The organism is Streptomyces sp. NPDC049813, from assembly GCF_044465085.1.
GTDB lineage: Bacteria > Actinomycetota > Actinomycetes > Streptomycetales > Streptomycetaceae > Streptomyces.
Genome location: NZ_JBITLI010000007.1, coordinates 75,150 through 89,467, shown reverse-complemented (window position 1 = coordinate 89,467; position 14,318 = coordinate 75,150). Strand labels below are relative to the sequence as shown.

At 74.7% G+C, this 14,318-nt stretch carries 16 protein-coding genes; 8 read left to right on the top strand and 8 right to left on the bottom strand.

The features are described from left to right. Window positions 1–93 precede the first annotated feature (93 nt). Window positions 94–408, top strand: coding sequence for a hypothetical protein (locus ACIBW6_RS17015; protein ID WP_399060189.1), 315 nt, complete (start codon window positions 94–96; stop codon window positions 406–408). A gap of 206 nt (window positions 409–614) precedes the next feature. Next, window positions 615–1,127, top strand: a complete 513-nt coding sequence (locus ACIBW6_RS17010; protein ID WP_399060187.1) for an ATP-binding protein — start codon at window positions 615–617, stop codon at window positions 1,125–1,127. Window positions 1,128–1,200: 73 nt separating this feature from the next. Here the strand turns inward: ACIBW6_RS17010 and ACIBW6_RS17005 are convergent, their stop codons facing one another. Next, complete coding sequence (locus ACIBW6_RS17005; protein WP_399060185.1) at window positions 1,201–1,533, bottom strand: SHOCT domain-containing protein; 333 nt, start codon at window positions 1,531–1,533, stop codon at window positions 1,201–1,203. Between the two features lie 182 nt (window positions 1,534–1,715). Here ACIBW6_RS17005 and ACIBW6_RS17000 point away from each other — a divergent pair, with 182 nt between their 5' ends. From ACIBW6_RS17000 to ACIBW6_RS16990, 3 genes are all read left to right on the top strand, one after another. Further along, on the top strand, window positions 1,716–2,318 hold the full coding sequence (locus ACIBW6_RS17000) for a TetR/AcrR family transcriptional regulator (RefSeq protein ID WP_399060183.1): 603 nt from the start codon (window positions 1,716–1,718) through the stop codon (window positions 2,316–2,318). A gap of 91 nt (window positions 2,319–2,409) precedes the next feature. Continuing rightward, the gene (locus ACIBW6_RS16995; RefSeq protein WP_399060181.1) at window positions 2,410–2,994 is read left to right on the top strand and encodes a DUF4865 family protein; all 585 of its coding nucleotides are present in this window, start codon (window positions 2,410–2,412) and stop codon (window positions 2,992–2,994) included. After that, complete coding sequence (locus tag ACIBW6_RS16990) at window positions 2,988–3,902, top strand: phosphotriesterase (protein WP_399060179.1); 915 nt, start codon at window positions 2,988–2,990, stop codon at window positions 3,900–3,902. The genes ACIBW6_RS16995 and ACIBW6_RS16990 overlap by 7 nt, the downstream gene beginning before the upstream one ends. Before the next feature lie 52 nt (window positions 3,903–3,954). Here the strand turns inward: ACIBW6_RS16990 and ACIBW6_RS16985 are convergent, their stop codons facing one another. The 3 genes from ACIBW6_RS16985 to ACIBW6_RS16975 form a co-directional block, all read right to left on the bottom strand. Next, window positions 3,955–5,211, bottom strand: a complete 1,257-nt coding sequence (locus tag ACIBW6_RS16985) for an ROK family protein (protein WP_399060177.1) — start codon at window positions 5,209–5,211, stop codon at window positions 3,955–3,957. 636 nt (window positions 5,212–5,847) lie between these two features. Next, window positions 5,848–6,699 (bottom strand): ketose-bisphosphate aldolase, encoded by an 852-nt coding sequence (locus ACIBW6_RS16980; RefSeq protein ID WP_399060175.1) that lies wholly within the window; start codon window positions 6,697–6,699, stop codon window positions 5,848–5,850. 32 nt (window positions 6,700–6,731) lie between these two features. Then, window positions 6,732–7,616 carry an SIS domain-containing protein gene (locus ACIBW6_RS16975; RefSeq protein WP_399060173.1) on the bottom strand — a complete coding sequence of 295 codons (885 nt, stop codon included), beginning with the start codon at window positions 7,614–7,616 and terminating at the stop codon, window positions 6,732–6,734. A gap of 225 nt (window positions 7,617–7,841) precedes the next feature. Here ACIBW6_RS16975 and ACIBW6_RS16970 point away from each other — a divergent pair, with 225 nt between their 5' ends. The 3 genes from ACIBW6_RS16970 (at window position 7,842) to ACIBW6_RS16960 (ending at window position 10,818) form a co-directional block, all read left to right on the top strand. Then, a complete protein-coding gene (locus ACIBW6_RS16970; RefSeq protein WP_399060171.1) occupies window positions 7,842–8,621 on the top strand; it encodes a DeoR/GlpR family DNA-binding transcription regulator in 780 nt (259 codons plus the stop codon). Window positions 8,622–8,762: 141 nt separating this feature from the next. Next, window positions 8,763–9,965, top strand: a complete 1,203-nt coding sequence (locus ACIBW6_RS16965; protein ID WP_399060170.1) for an MFS transporter — start codon at window positions 8,763–8,765, stop codon at window positions 9,963–9,965. Window positions 9,966–10,080: 115 nt separating this feature from the next. Next, complete coding sequence (locus ACIBW6_RS16960; protein ID WP_399060168.1) at window positions 10,081–10,818, top strand: maleylpyruvate isomerase family mycothiol-dependent enzyme; 738 nt, start codon at window positions 10,081–10,083, stop codon at window positions 10,816–10,818. Here ACIBW6_RS16960 and ACIBW6_RS16955 read toward each other — a convergent pair. From ACIBW6_RS16955 to ACIBW6_RS16940, 4 genes are all read right to left on the bottom strand, one after another. Next, window positions 10,805–11,230 carry a MarR family winged helix-turn-helix transcriptional regulator gene (locus ACIBW6_RS16955; protein ID WP_399060166.1) on the bottom strand — a complete coding sequence of 142 codons (426 nt, stop codon included), beginning with the start codon at window positions 11,228–11,230 and terminating at the stop codon, window positions 10,805–10,807. The genes ACIBW6_RS16960 and ACIBW6_RS16955 overlap by 14 nt on opposite strands. A 100-nt stretch (window positions 11,231–11,330) precedes the next feature. After that, window positions 11,331–11,996 (bottom strand): response regulator, encoded by a 666-nt coding sequence (locus tag ACIBW6_RS16950; protein ID WP_399060164.1) that lies wholly within the window; start codon window positions 11,994–11,996, stop codon window positions 11,331–11,333. Then, window positions 11,993–13,330, bottom strand: coding sequence for a sensor histidine kinase (locus ACIBW6_RS16945; protein WP_399060162.1), 1,338 nt, complete (start codon window positions 13,328–13,330; stop codon window positions 11,993–11,995). The genes ACIBW6_RS16950 and ACIBW6_RS16945 overlap by 4 nt, the downstream gene beginning before the upstream one ends. Before the next feature lie 165 nt (window positions 13,331–13,495). Beyond that, window positions 13,496–14,245: a TetR/AcrR family transcriptional regulator gene (locus tag ACIBW6_RS16940; RefSeq protein WP_399060160.1), complete on the bottom strand. Its 750-nt coding sequence runs from the start codon at window positions 14,243–14,245 to the stop codon at window positions 13,496–13,498. Window positions 14,246–14,318 lie beyond the last annotated feature (73 nt).

The window sequence follows — 14,318 nt, the reverse complement described above, 5'->3', positions numbered from 1 at the left end:
CGGCGGCCCGCTGCGCGGCGCCCGCGTACTGGTGCTGCCGGGCAGGTGCGTGCAGACTGCACCGCACAGGAGGAGTCGAGGGGGCGAGACGGCATGGCGGAGCCGGAGTTCACGGCGACGGGTGTGCGGATCGGGCGGCGGCTGCGCTCGCTGACCCGGGCCGGGCAGATCCGGATCACGGGCGGCAGGCTCGAACTCCTCACCAGCTACGGCAGTGAGATCGACAGCGCCCCCCTGGACGAAGTCCGCGCGGGCAAGCCCTGGTTCGGCTCCGAGGACCGGGCGACGGCCGAGGTCGACGGCCGCAGGTACCTGCTGCGGCTCGGCGGTCAGGGCCCGCAGGCGGGGCCGCCGGCGGTGCGGCAGTTCCTCGACGCCGTGCGCCGGGCCGGGGCGCGCACCACCTGACGTCATCCGCCCCCGGCGGCGGCCGCCGAAGTTGCACCCCCGCACCCCCTGGGTCACGCTGGTCACACATCATTACTCAGGGTGCACCGGCGATGACGCTGCGAACCAGCCCCGCCGGACATGAAGCGGGCGGTCCTGCCACAGCGTGAACGTACCGCTCGATCCGTTCTCGTCTTCTTCCGGACCTCATTCGGGGAGTCGCAGCCGTGATCAGCCAGCCGAGCAGGTATTGCACGGTGGAGCTCCAAGCCCTGCCGTCGCGGATCAGCCAGGTCCGCAGGATCGTATCGGCGCAGTTGCGCTACTGGCATCTCGATCCCTTGACGGACCTCGCCGCACTCGGTGTCACCGAGTTGCTGAGCAACGTCCACCGGCACGCCGAGCCGGACAAGAGATGCACGGTGGAGCTGGCCCTGCGCGGGAACCGGCTCACCTTGTCGGTCCGCGACCACGATCCACGGCTTCCCGTCGTGCGCGACCTGGACGCCGTCTCGACCTGCGGCCGGGGCCTCGCGATGGTCGCGGCGCTCAGCGAGAGCTGGGGCGCGCGGCCGCACCGGGACGGCGGCAAGGTCGTCTGGTTCGCCCTGCCCGCCCCGTCCCCGGCCACGGCCCTGCCGCCGGTTACGCCACACAGTGCCCGGGGCGCCTTCCGCGCCGACGCGCCCGGAGTGCGCGTGTCGGAGCATGCTCCCGCCCGGTCGGCCGTCGCAGGCTGACCGGGCGGTGACGACCCCCCTGCGCCGCTTCGGCGGCTTTCGCTGCGGGCGGGAGCGCGGGGCGCCGCGGCCGTCAGGCGGTGCCCTGCCCGGCCGGAGTGCCCCCGGTGGCGTACTGACCGAACTCCTCGTTCAGGACGGTCAGCCGGCGCCAGTACTCGTCCTCGTCGATCTCGCCCGCGGCGAAGCGGCGGCCGAGGACGGCGATCGGCGAGTGCTCCTCGATCCCCCGGCCCGCGCGCCGGTCGGCGCGGAGCCCGGCGCGCCACGGCCCGCCGCCCCGGCCGCGCCAGACCGTGCGCCGCAGCAGTGTGCCGACGCCGACCGCGACCGCCGCCCAGACCAGCGGGAAGAGCAGGATCCACGGTCCGGGACCGACTCCTGCGACATATGCGAAGGTCTGCATCCGACTCATCTCCCAGAGGGTTGCGCGTGCTGTGCGTGATGCGTTCGAGCGTGCCCCTGATCAGGGACGAAAGCGTCGTACGGCCAGCGGCTCCCCGTCTGCTTCTGGCGGAGTACGCGACCCGGCGCCGGTCTGCTCCCGAGCCGTGCGCCCCCGCACCCTTGCCTCCTGTAACTACTGGTATGTACAGTCACGCCATGAGCAGCACTCCGGAACGTCTGATCGAGACCACGCGCGAGCTTCTGTGGGAGCGCGGGTACGTCGGCACGAGCCCGAAGGCGATCCTGCAGGGCGCGGGCGTCGGCCAGGGCAGCATGTACCACCACTTCACCGGCAAGCCCGATCTCGCCCTCGCGGCGATCCGGCGCACCGGAGAGGAGATGCGGGCCACGGTCGACCGGCTGCTCGACGCCGGGGGCTCCGCCTCCGCGCGGGTCGAGGCGTACCTGCTGCGGGAGCGTGACGTCCTGCGCGGCTGCCCCGTCGGGCGGCTCACGATGGACCCGGACGTGCTGGCGAGCGAGGAGCTGCGCGCGCCCGTCGACGAGACCATCGCCTACGTGCGTGACCGGCTCGCCGCGGTGCTCCAAGAGGGCGTCGACGGGGGCGAGTTCGGGGCTCACGTGGTTCCGGGCGACATCGCGGCGACGATCGTGGCGACCGTGCAGGGCGGCTACGTGCTGGCGCGCGCCTCCGGTGACACCGCCGCCTTCGACGCGGGCGCACGCGGTCTGCTCGCGCTGCTCGCACCCGCGCCCGCCGCCGCCCCGGCGTCGGCCGGCTGACGTACGCCACGTGGTGGTCCGGCATCCCGGTCCCGGCTCCCGCCGGGGCCCGGCCGCGATCCGCCGGACCTTGTGAGGAGAAGGTACGACCATGTACGCGATGCAGTACGAGATCACGCTCCCCGCCGCGCACGACATGGGGCTCATCCGTGCGCGGGTGGCGGCCAGGGGCCACCTCCTGGACGACTTCCCGGGCCTCGGGATCAAGGCCTATCTGATGCGCGAGCGCGGTGTGGGCGGCTCGCCCGTGAACCAGTACGCGCCCTTCTACCTGTGGAACTCGCCGCGAGCGATGAACTCCTTCCTCTGGGGCTCCGGCTTCCAGGGCATCGTGCAGGACTTCGGGCGGCCGTCCGTCCGGCACTGGACCGGAGTCGCCTACGAGGAGGGGCGCGCGGCCTCGGGCCCCGTGCGTACGGCGGTGCGGCGGCGCACCCCGATCGCCGAGGACGCCGAACTCCCGGCGCTGATGGCCGCGTCCGTCGACGATACGGCCCGGCTGGCGGCGGCGGACGGCGCTGTGCTGGCGGCGACCGCCGTCGACCCGGACCGGTGGCAGCTGGTCACCTTCTCCCTCTGGGACCACGACGCGCCCGAAGCACCGGGCGATCTCTGTCAGGTCCTGCATCTCTCGCAGCCCGGGCGCGCGTCGCTGGCACACGGGAGGCAGTGGTGACAGGGTCCGTCCGCACGGTGCAAGGGGACCTGCTCCCCGCGGAGTTGGGGGTGGTCGACGCCCACGACCATCTGTTCTTCCGCAGTCCGCTGCTGCCCGGCCAGGAGCTGGACGACGCCGGCCTCGCCCGGCAGGAGCTGGCCGCGTTCGGCGCGCTCGGCGGCGGGACCGTCGTGCAGTGGACCCCGTACGGGCTGGGGCGGCGGGCCGAGGAGCTGCCCGCGCTCGCGGCGGCGACCGGGGTGCGGGTCGTCGCCGCCACCGGGATGCACCAAGCGGCGCACTACTCCGCCGAGTTGCTCGCCTCCCGCGCGGACGACCTCGCGGAGCTGTTCGTGCGCGAGCTGACCGTGGGCATCGCCGGCAGCGGGGTGCGGGCCGGTCTGATCAAGGTCGCCGGCGGGTTCCACGCCCTGGACGCCCATGCGCGGTGGACGATGCGGGCCGCGGCCGAGGCCCATCACGCGACCGGGGCGCCGATCGCCGTCCACCACGAGCTGGGCACGGGCGCGCTCGACGTACTCGACCTGCTGTGCGGGGAGTTGGCGGTCCCGGCCCGGCGGGTGATCCTCGGGCACCTCAACCGCTCCCCCGACCTCGTCACGCAACGGGAGGCGGCGCGGTCGGGCGCCTACCTCGCCTTCGACGGTCCCTCGCGGGCCAACCACGCCACGGACTGGCGGATGCCGGACGCGATGGCCGCGCTCGCCGAGGCCGGGTATGCGGACCGGCTGCTGCTCGGCGGCGACACGACGACCGCGGGCGCCCGGTCGGTGAGCGGCGGGCCCGGAATGCCGTACCTGCTGCGCCGGGTGCGGCCGCGGCTGGTCGAGGCGCTGGGTGAGAAGACGGTGGCACGCGTCCTGGTGGACAATCCGGCGGTAGCGTTCGCCGTGGACTGGGCGTGAGAACGACGACACCGGGGACCTGACCCCGCCTCCGGGTGGGGACGCAGGGAGTTCACCCCCCGGGAAGCACGCCCAGGGGGTCGTCGAGCACCGGCTGCCAGGCCAGTTCGGCGGCCCCGACCAGGCTGTTGTGGTCGAGCGTGCAGGCCAGGATGGGCACGCCCCCGCTGCGGCCCCACAGGCTGCGGTCGGCGACGACGGCGCGCAGCCGTTCCGGGGCGGCGCGCAGGAGGGTGCGGTGCAGCCCGCCGAGGATGATCCGGTCCGGGTTGAGGATGTTGACAAGACCGGCGAGACCGAGTCCGAGCCGGTCGACGAGCGTCTCGACGGCGGTCCGCACCCCGAGGTCGTCCGGGGCCTCGCGCAGCAGCGCGTGCGCCTGTTCGAGGAGGGAGCCGTCCGGGTCCGGGGTGCGGCCGGCCGCGGTGAGGAAGGCCAGCGGGTCGGCCTCCACGTCGAGGCAGCCACGGCTGCCGCAGTGGCAGGGGCGGCCCTCGGGGTTGACCGTGAGGTGACCGACCTCCAGGGCGAGCCCCGAACTACCGGTGTGCAGACGGCCGTCGAGGACCAGCGCGCCGCCGACCCCGCGGTGTCCGGTGGCGACGCAGAGCAGGTCGCGGGCGCCGCGCCCGGCGCCGTGCCGGTGCTCGGCGAGGGCGGCGAGGTTCACGTCGTTCGCGGCGAAGGCCGGTGTGCCGAGCCCGGCCGCGCGCACGCAGTCGGCGAAGATCTGCCGCACCGGGGACCCGGCGGGCCAGGCCAGGTGGAGCGGGTTGAGGGCGGTGCCCTCGGGCTCCGCGACGGCGGACGGCACGGCGAGGCCCGCGCCGACGCAGCGCCGCCCGGTGGACTCCAGGAGCCGTAGCCCGGCCTCCACCACCGAGCGCAGCACGTCCGCCGGGTCGGGGTCGATGATCTCGCAGCCCGGGGTGGTGGCGACGATGCGCCCGCCGAGTCCGACGAGCGCCGCGCGGTAGCCGTCGGCGTGCACCTGCGCGGCCAGCACCACGGGCCCGTCCTCGGCGACCGCGAGCCGGTGCGAGGGGCGGCCCTGGGAGCCGGCCGACGCGCTCGGCCGGGCGTCGATGCGGATGAGGCCGAGCGCTTCGAGCTCGGCGGCGACGGCGCCCGCCGTGGCGCGGGTCACGCCGAGTTCGGCGGTGAGCACGGCGCGGGTCGGCGCCCGCCCGGTGTGGACGAGTTCGAGTGCGGGGCCGAGCGCGCCGCGGCCCCGCTCCAGGCGCGGGGGCCGTGCGGCACCGCCGCCCGCCGTGTGGCCCCGGTCCCCGGAGGCCGCCCTGCCGCCCATCAGCAACTCCTCGCCCTGATCACGGTCAGGAATGGTATCCGGTGAACGCGGGGCGCCCGCCCGGTGAAGGGCGGTGTCCGCCACGGGACGAGGGGGCATGGCCGATCCGGGTGCAGGGGAAGGCCGCCCCGGGGGACGCGCGGCGCGCTGCCCGCGCCGAACGACCAGGACGGCCGCGGAGCCGCCGACCGGCGTCGACCAGCCATCGACCGGCCGTCGGTCACCCGTCGGCCACCCGTCGACCGGCCGTCGACCGGCCGTCGACCGGCAAGGTGCCGCCGAGCGGCGGCAGATGCCCGACCGGCCGGTGCCGCGGTCGGCCGGGGCCTCGTGCCGGTACCAGCGGGGTCCTCGCTAAGCTCGGGCATCGCGCCACTTCTTCGCCGCGTGTGACACGCCGGGGAGGGGGCGGCGCTTGAGCCGGTGACGGGGTGGCCGCCCTGTCACCGGCTTTCTTCCCGCTCCCTGGCGGCCATCACCGTCACGCTCAACAGGGGCGTGGGAAGGCGGAGTTGCGGCCTGGCCGACAGGAGCGTGCCCCGCGCCCCGCCCGCCCGTCCGTCCGGCGGGACGGGAAGCCGGGAAGCGGCGCGCGGCACCGGCCGTTCTCGCTGAACCGCCCCGCCACGCGGCGGTTCAGCCGCGCAGCACCGTGATGAGTTCGCCGACGGTACGGGCCATGGCCTCGCGCCCGACGGTCAGGTACTTGCGCGAGTCGACGGCGTCGGGGTGCTCCGCGAGGAACTCCCTGATGGCGCCGGTCATCGCGATGTTCAGGGCGGTGCCGACGTTGACCTTGGCGATGCCGCCCCGCACGGCCGCCGTGAGTTCGCCGTCGGGCACCCCGGAGGAGCCGTGCAGTACGAGCGGCACGTCCAGGCCCTCCGCGAGCCGCTTGAGCAGGTCGTGGTCGAGGGCGGCGGTCCGGGTGGTCATGGCGTGCGAGGAGCCGACCGCGACGGCCAGGGCGTCCACCCCCGCGTCGGAGACGAACGCCCGGGCCTCTCCCGGGTCGGTGCGGGCGCCGGGTGCGTGCGCGTCGAGCGGCGCCGCCCCGTCCTTGCCGCCGACCTCGCCCAGTTCGGCCTCGACCCACAGCCCGTTGGCGTGTCCCCAGTCGGCCGCCGCGCGGGTCGCGGCGAGGTTCTCGTCGTAGGAGAGGCGGGCGGCGTCGTACATCACGGAGCTGAATCCGGCGTCGGCGGCCTGGCGCAGCAGGTCGTCGCTCTGGACGTGGTCGAGGTGGAGGGCGACGTCGACGCGGGCCCCGGCGGCGACGGCGGCCGCGGCGCGGGCCAGCGGCAGCAGGCGGCCGTAGCGGTAGCGGACGGCGTTCTCGGAGATCTGCAGGACGACGGGCGCGTCCACGGCCTCGGCGCCCGCGACGACGGCCTCGACGTGTTCGAGGGTGATGACGTTGAAGGCGGCGACGGCGCCGCGCCGGGCGGCGGCCTCGCCAACCAGCGTCCCTGTTGCTGCGAGGGGCACGGCCCCTCCTTTCACATGGCCGGTGGGTGCGGTCAGCTGGCGGTCAGGATCACCGAGCGCGTGAGGTGGCGGGGCCGGTCGGGGTCGAGCCCCCGGCGTGCGGCGACCGCGACGGCCAGGCGCTGGGCGCGGACCAGTTCGGCCAGCGGGTCGAGCCGCCCCTCGATCCACTGGGCGCCGGTCGCCGCGACCTGTCCGGCCAGCCCCTCGGGGGCCTCGCCGAACATCCAGGTGGCGGTGTTCTGGGTGGTGACGCTGATCGGACCGTGCCGGTACTCCATCGCGGGGTACGCCTCGGTCCACGACAGGGAGGCCTCGCGCATCTTGAGCGCGGCCTCGTTGGCGAGGCCGACGGTCCAGCCGCGGCCGAGGAAGGTGAACTGGTCGCGCTCCACGAGCCCGGCGGGCAGCGGTTCGGCGAGCGCGGTGCGCGCGTCGGCGACGGCCTGCTCGGTGTGGTGGCCGAGGTGGGCGCGGAGCAGGGTGAGGGCGGTGGTGGCGAAGCGGGTCTGCACCACGGACCGCTCGTCGGCGAAGTCCAGGACCACGAGGTCGTCGGCGGCCGCCTTGATGGGCGTGTCGGGGTCGCCGGTGATCGCGGTCGTGCGGACCGTGCCCTTGAGGGCGGCCAGCAGGTCGAGGACCTCGGTGGTGGTGCCCGACCGGGTCAGCGCGATCACCCGGTCGTACGCGCGGCCGGCGGGGAACTCCGACGCGGCGAACGCGTCGGTCTCCCCCAGCCCGGCCTGTTCGCGCAGCGCCGCGACGGCCTGCGCCATGAACCAGGAGGTGCCGCAGCCGACCACGGCGACCCGCTCGCCGGCCGCGGGCAGGGCGGCCCGGTGGACGGCGGACAGTTCCGCGGCCCGGTCCCAGCACTCCGGCTGGCTGTTCAGCTCGTTCTCGACGTGACTCATGCGCTACCCACTCCCCGATCGGCCGTGCGGGCACCGGTGTGCCGCATCGAGCGTGTTGGTGGCATGCCTGGCGGCATGCGTGTGCGTGTCCCGTGTGGGCGCGTCCCGCGTGACCGCGGGATGCGTGTTCGTGCAAGATATAGCTAGCTTTCAATCAGTATCAAGCATTCGCGCGCAAACGGTTAAGGTCGTCCGACCGAGCCGATCGACGATTGGAGGCCGCGGATGTCCCGCGACGCCCGCTGGAAGTCCCTCCTGGAACTGCTCGTCGAGCGCGGCCGCCTCGACGTGGAGGAGGCGGCGGGTGAACTGGGCGTCTCCGCAGCGACGATCCGGCGCGACTTCGACCAGCTCGCGGAGCAGCAGATGCTGGTGCGCACGCGCGGCGGCGCCGTCGTGCACGGCGTCAGCTACGAGCTCCCCCTGCGCTACAAGACCGCGCTCGGCGCAGCCGAGAAGCAGCGCATCGCGAAGGCGGTCGCCGAACTCCTCACGCCCGGCGAGGCGGTGGGCCTGACCGGTGGCACGACGACGACGGAGGTCGCCCGCGCGCTCGCGGTCCGGCCCGACCTCGCCTCCGGCACCCCGGCCCTGACCATCGTCACCAACGCCCTGAACATCGCCAACGAGCTGGCGGTACGGCCCCAGTTCAAGATCGTGCTGACCGGCGGCGTCGCCCGCCCGCAGTCGTACGAGCTGATCGGCCCGCTCGCCGACGGCGTCCTCGGCCAGGTCACGCTGGACACGGCGGTGCTCGGCGTGGTCGGCCTCGACATCACCCACGGCGCCTCCGCGCACGACGAGGCGGAGGCCGCCATCAACCGGCTGCTGTGCGACCGGGCGGAGCGGGTCGTGGTCGCGGCGGACTCCAGCAAGCTGGGCCACCGGGCGTTCGCCCGGATCTGCGCCGTGTCCCAGGTGGACATCCTGGTCACGGACACCGCGGCGGACGGGGAGACGCTCGCCCGCTTCGAGGAGGCGGGGGTCCAGGTCGTGGCGGTCTGATCCGCCGGGCCGTCACCCGCCCCCGGAGGGCTCAGGGGCGTTCGGGGTTTTCACCCTGGGCGCCCCTCCCTGATGAGCGGACCCGGGCCCGGCCCGCCGACCCCCTTGTCCCCGGCGGAGCCACGCCCTTACCCTGACTTTGTGCCGCTACTGAACAAACTCGGGACCGTCAGCGCCGACGGACCGGCCGCCGCGTCCCTGACCCGCCTGCGAACCGTCCTCACCGTCTTCTTCGCCCTCGACGGCTTCGTCTTCGCGGGCTGGGTGGTGCGCATCCCCGCGATCAAGGAACAGACCGGGGCCTCGGCGAGCGACCTCGGGCTCGCGCTCCTCGGAGTGTCGGCCGGGGCCGTCGTCACGATGATGCTGACGGGCGGACTCTGCCGCCGGTTCGGCAGCCACGCGGTGACCGCGGCCTGCGCGGTCCTGCTCCCCCTCACGGTCGCCCTGCCGCCCCTGACGCACTCACCCCTCGCGCTCGGACTCGTCCTGCTGGTCTTCGGAGCGGCCTACGGCGGGATGAACGTGGCGATGAACAGCGCCGCCGTCGACCTCGTCGCCGCACTCGGCCGGCCCGTCATGCCGAGCTTCCACGCCGCGTTCAGCCTGGGCGGCATGGTGGGCTCGGGCCTCGGCGGGCTGGTCGCGGCCCACCTCTCCCCCACTCGGCACCTGCTGGGGATCACCGTGATCGGGCTCGTGGTCACCGCGTTCACCGCGCCGCCCCTGCTGCGCCTGACCCCGCCGCGCCCCGCGGAACCCCTGCCCGCCGACGGTGCGCCGCGCCCCGTCGGCGGCCGGACCCGTGGCCTGGTCCTCGTCTTCGGCCTCATCGCCCTGTGCACGGCCTACGGGGAAGGGGCCCTGGCCGACTGGAGCGCGCTCCACCTGGAACAGGACCTGCACGCCCACCCGGGCGTCGCCGCCGCCAGCTACTCCTGCTTCGCGCTGGCCATGACGGTCGGCCGGCTCACCGGCACCACGCTGCTCGAACGGCTCGGCAGGACCCGCACGGTGGTGTACGGCGGGCTCACCGGCGCGGTCGGGATGCTGCTCGGCTCGCTCGCGCCCTCGGTCTGGCTCACCCTCGTCGGCTTCGCGGTCACCGGGCTCGGCCTGGCCAACATCTTCCCCGTCGCCGTCGAACGGGCCGGCGCCCTCGCCGGCCCGACCGGCGTCGCCGCGGCGTCCACCCTCGGCTACGGCGGCATGCTGCTCGGACCACCCGCGATCGGCTTCATGGCCGACTGGTTCTCCCTGCCCACGGCCCTGACGAGCGTCGCGCTCCTCGCGGCGGTGGCGGCGACGATCGGCGTGGCGACGCGCAACGCGGCGACCACATGAGCGTCGGTCCCGATGGGCCCGGGCGCCCCTGATCCGTGCTGGTCCGACGGGCCCGGGCGCCCCTGATCCCGAAAATCCGTGCCCCCGGCCCCACCGCACCAGGCACACTCGCCTCATGGAGATTGCCGAACACCTGCACGTCCTCGACACGGAGGGCCGGCGGCTCGCCGCCGCGGCCGAACTGGCGGGCGTCGACGCCAAGGTGCCGACCTGCCCGGACTGGCAGATACGGGACCTGTTGCGGCACACGGGGATGGTGCACCGCTGGGCGGCGGCGTTCGTCGCCGAGGAGCATCAGGGCCCCCGCCCGGACGGCGGCCTGCCCGACCTCGACGGGGAGCCCCTGCTCGACTGGTTCCGGCGCGGCCACACCTATCTCGTCGATACGCTGACGCAGGCGCCGCCGGACGTGGCCTGCTGGTCGTTCCTGCCGGCCCCCACCCCGCTCGCCTTCTGGGCACGCCGCCAGGCCCACGAGACGACGGTCCACCGGGTGGACGCGCAGTCGGCGCTGGCGGCGGCGCCCGATCCGGTCGCCGAGGACGTGGCGGTCGACGGGATCGACGAGCTGCTGCGCGGGATGCACGCCCGCAAGAAGAGCGGGGTGCGCTCCGAGGTGCCCCGGGTGCTGCGGGTGCACGCGACGGACGCGGACGCGGTGTGGACGGTCCGCATCACGCAGGACCCGCCGGCGGCCGAGCGGGGCGCGACGGGAGAGGCGGACTGCGAGCTGGCCGGCCCGGCCGCGCGTCTCTACCTCTCGCTGTGGAACCGGCTGCCGTTCCCGTCCCTGACCGGCGACGCGACGGTGGCCGCGCTCTGGCGGGAGCGCTCGGCGATCACCTGGGGCTGACCGGTGCCCCGGGTGTCAGCATGCGGCGCAGGACGGCCCGCTGCACCGGCCGTACCTCACCGTGCAGCGCGCGCCCCTTCGGCGTGAGGCAGACCCGCACCCCGCGCCGGTCCTCGCTGCACATGCCGCGCTCCACGAGCCCGTCCTTCTCCAGCCGCCCCACGAGACGGGACAGGGCGCTCTGGCTCAGATGGACCTGCGCGGCGATCTCCTGCACCCGGAAACCGGCGGTGCCGTCCTGCGCGGTGCCCTCGGCGAGGACGTCGAGGACCTCGAAGTCGCTGGCGCCCAGGCCGTGCCGGTGCAGCACCCGGTCGAGCTCACACATCGTGCGCGCGTGCACCGCGAGGATGTCCCGCCACTGCTCCACGAGGCCCGCCGCGGCCCCCGCTCCCGACTCCTGTGCCGCCATGCCCGCACCGTAGCAGAGAAGAAGGCTTTTATTGCAGGCACATTAAATGCGCATGCATGAGGTCTGGGCCGGCCGTGCACCCGTACGCACATGGCCGGGGTCAGCCGAGCCAGCCGGGCCGCACGAGACCCGACTCGTAGGCCAGGACGACCAGTTGGGCGCGGTCCCGGGCGCCCAGCTTGACCATGGTGCGGCTCACATGGGTTTTGGCGGTGAGCGGGCTGACGACCAGGCGGCGGGCGATCTCCTCGTTGGAGAGGCCGATGCCGACGAGCGCCATCACCTCCCGTTCCCGCTCGGTCAGACCGGCCAGCGACGCCATGGACGCCGGTTCCTTGGACCGGGCCGCGAACTCGGCGATCAGCCGCCGGGTGACGCCCGGCGAGAGCAGCGCGTCCCCCTGCACGACGGCCCGCACGGCACGCAACAACTCCTCCGGCTCGGTGTCCTTGACGAGGAACCCGGAGGCGCCGGAGCGGATCGCCTCGAAGACGTACTCGTCGAGTTCGAAGGTGGTCAGCATGACCACCTTGACCGCTTCCAGGTCCGCGTCCCGGCCGATCCGCCGGGTCGCGGCGAGCCCGTCGAGGAGCGGCATCCGGATGTCCATGAGGACGACGTCGGGCCGCAGCGCACGGACCGCGCGCACCGCCTCCTCGCCGTCGGCGGCCTCGCCCGCGACCTCGATGTCAGGCTGCGCGTCGAGCAGCGCTTTGAATCCTGCGCGGACGAGCGACTGGTCGTCGGCGAGCAGTACGCGGATCATCGGGGTGCCTCCGACTCGGACGAAGGGGATGCAGGGGATGCGGGGGGTGCGGGAGGCGCCGGGCGTGAGGGAGGCGAGGAGGGGGTCGGCGGGGAGGGCGTGGCGGTGAGCGGCAGTCCGGCCACGACGCGGAACCCGCCGTCGGGCCGTGGTCCCGCCTCGATCGTGCCGCCGAGGGCGGCGGCCCGCTCCCGCATCCCGGCGAGACCGTTGCCGCTGCCGCCGGCCTCGGCCCGGCTCGCGGGTCCGTCGTCGTCGACGGTGAGCGTCAACAGGCCCGTGGTGTAGTGCAGTCGCACCCGGGCCCGGCGCGAACCGGAGTGCCGTACGACGTTGGTGAGCGCCTCCTGCACGATCCGGAAGGCGGCGAGATCGGTGCCCGGCGCCAGCGCGGGCCGCTTCCCGTCGGTGCGCACGTCGACGGTGAGTCCGGCCGCCGCCGCCTGGGCGACGAGTTCCGGCAGCCGGTCGAGCCCGGGCGCGGGGGCCCGCGGCGCGTCCCCGGGCGTCCTGAGCGTGTCGAGGACCTGCCGCACCTCCCCCAGGGCCTCCTTGCTCGCGTGCTTGATGGTGGTCAGCGCGGTCCTGGCCTGCTCCGGGTCCGAGTCGAGCAGGGCGAGCCCGACGCCCGCCTGCACGTTGATCACCGAGATGGAGTGCGCGAGGACGTCGTGCAGCTCACGGGCGATGCGCAGGCGCTCCTCGTCGGCCCGCCGCCGCGCGGCCCGCTCCCGCTCGGCCCGCTCCCGCTCCGCCTGCTCACGCCGTGTCCGGGCGAGTTCGGCGACGGCCACGACGGCGAGCACCCACGCGGCGACCACGCCCTCCTGCCCCCAGGACCCGGGCCCGTCGCCGTCCGGCGGCAGCCACGCGTACAGCCAGTGCGACACCAGCAGGTGCCCGAGCCAGAAGAGTCCGACGGCGCACCACGCCGCCCGCCTGCGCCCCGCGACGACCGCGGCGAAGCATCCCAGCACCACCATGAGGAAGACCGGGCCGTACGGATAACCGCAGCCGAGGTAGAGGGTCGCGCAGAGCGCCGTACCGAACGCGACGGCCACCGGGCGCCGGTGCCGCCACAGCAACAGCACGCAGCCCGCGAGCAACAGCAGCCGCCCGTACCCGTCCAGGTCGGCGCGGCCGCCCTGCTGCCGCCCCGCGTAGTCCGAGCCGGCCAGGACGAACAAGGTCACCAGCACCGTGGAGCGCCACGGCCACCGTCCACCGGCGCCGCCGCCCCACCACGCGCCCGCCGGGCCCGGCCCGGGCCGCAGCCACGGCGGTCCGCCCCACGCCCGGCCCGGGCCGCCGTCGCGCCCTCGCTGCTCGTCCATACCGCCACGCTAAGGCGCACGGACCGCGCGGGGCGTCCGCCGGGCGAGGTGATCGTCCGTACTTCGCGGGGAGTACGCCGGGGCGCGGGCCGCGGCGTCGCCCCGAAGCCCGGTGCCACGCTGTGCCGTGCCGTGCCGTGCCGTGCCGCCGGATGCTCCGGCCCGCTACTTCACCAGGCCGACTCCGTGGGCGAGCCCGGTCGCGGCATGGGTGAAGAACGCGGCCCGGTCCTCGACGACCTTGTTGAACTGGCCGAACAGCTCGAACCCGACGAGCCCGTACAGCTGGGCCCAGGCGGCGACGAGCGCCGTCGTCACTTCCGGCGGCAGGTCCGGCGCGAGGTCGGCGGCCAGCCGCCGCGCCTCGGCCCGCACCCCGGGCGTCAACGGCGTCAGCGCCACCCCCTTGTCCTCGTGCGCCTCCCGGAGGATGGCGAGGAGCAGCAGGCCGACGCGCGACGCGGCCCGGACGGTGGTCTCGGGGGCGCTGTAACCGGGTACCGGCGAGCCGTAGATGAGCGCGTACTCGTGCGGATGCTCCAGCGCCCAGGCGCGCACCGCCTGGCACACGGTCACCCAGCGGCGGGCCGGCGTCGGCCCCTCGCCCGCCTCCGCGGCCTCGCCGAGCTCGCGGAACGCGGCGTCCGCCGTCTCGGCGGCCTCGCCCAAGGAGTCGTACGCGTCGATGATCAGCGCCGTCAGCAGCTCGTCCCGGCTGGGGAAGTAGCGGTACAGGGCCGAGGAGGCCATGCCGAGTTCGCGGGCGACGGCGCGCAGCGAGAGCTTGGCGGCGCCCTCGGCGGCGAGCTGTCTGCGCGCCTCGTCCTTGATGGCGGTGGTGACTTCCTGGCGCGCGCGGGCGCGGGCTCCCTGCGTGGCGCGTCCGCCTGACGCCGTGCTGCGGCTCGTACTCATGGGGACAGTGTCGCACGCAGGGGAAGCACCGCACGCGTTTCGGAGCGGCGCACCAAAAAGAGAGCACTGCTCT

What these genes read in the sequence shown, in the direction of transcription:
- ACIBW6_RS17015 (WP_399060189.1), top strand. Translation starts at nt 94, where the DNA reads ATGGCGGAGCCGGAGTTCACGGCGACGGGTGTGCGGATCGGGCGGCGG.
- ACIBW6_RS17005 (WP_399060185.1), bottom strand. Translation starts at nt 1,533, where the DNA reads ATGCAGACCTTCGCATATGTCGCAGGAGTCGGTCCCGGACCGTGGATC.
- ACIBW6_RS17000 (WP_399060183.1), top strand. Translation starts at nt 1,716, where the DNA reads ATGTACAGTCACGCCATGAGCAGCACTCCGGAACGTCTGATCGAGACC.
- ACIBW6_RS16995 (WP_399060181.1), top strand. Translation starts at nt 2,410, where the DNA reads ATGTACGCGATGCAGTACGAGATCACGCTCCCCGCCGCGCACGACATG.
- ACIBW6_RS16985 (WP_399060177.1), bottom strand. Translation starts at nt 5,211, where the DNA reads ATGGGCGGCAGGGCGGCCTCCGGGGACCGGGGCCACACGGCGGGCGGC.
- ACIBW6_RS16975 (WP_399060173.1), bottom strand. Translation starts at nt 7,616, where the DNA reads ATGAGTCACGTCGAGAACGAGCTGAACAGCCAGCCGGAGTGCTGGGAC.
- ACIBW6_RS16970 (WP_399060171.1), top strand. Translation starts at nt 7,842, where the DNA reads ATGTCCCGCGACGCCCGCTGGAAGTCCCTCCTGGAACTGCTCGTCGAG.
- ACIBW6_RS16960 (WP_399060168.1), top strand. Translation starts at nt 10,081, where the DNA reads ATGGAGATTGCCGAACACCTGCACGTCCTCGACACGGAGGGCCGGCGG.
- ACIBW6_RS16955 (WP_399060166.1), bottom strand. Translation starts at nt 11,230, where the DNA reads ATGGCGGCACAGGAGTCGGGAGCGGGGGCCGCGGCGGGCCTCGTGGAG.
- ACIBW6_RS16950 (WP_399060164.1), bottom strand. Translation starts at nt 11,996, where the DNA reads ATGATCCGCGTACTGCTCGCCGACGACCAGTCGCTCGTCCGCGCAGGA.
- ACIBW6_RS16945 (WP_399060162.1), bottom strand. Translation starts at nt 13,330, where the DNA reads ATGGACGAGCAGCGAGGGCGCGACGGCGGCCCGGGCCGGGCGTGGGGC.
- ACIBW6_RS16940 (WP_399060160.1), bottom strand. Translation starts at nt 14,245, where the DNA reads ATGAGTACGAGCCGCAGCACGGCGTCAGGCGGACGCGCCACGCAGGGA.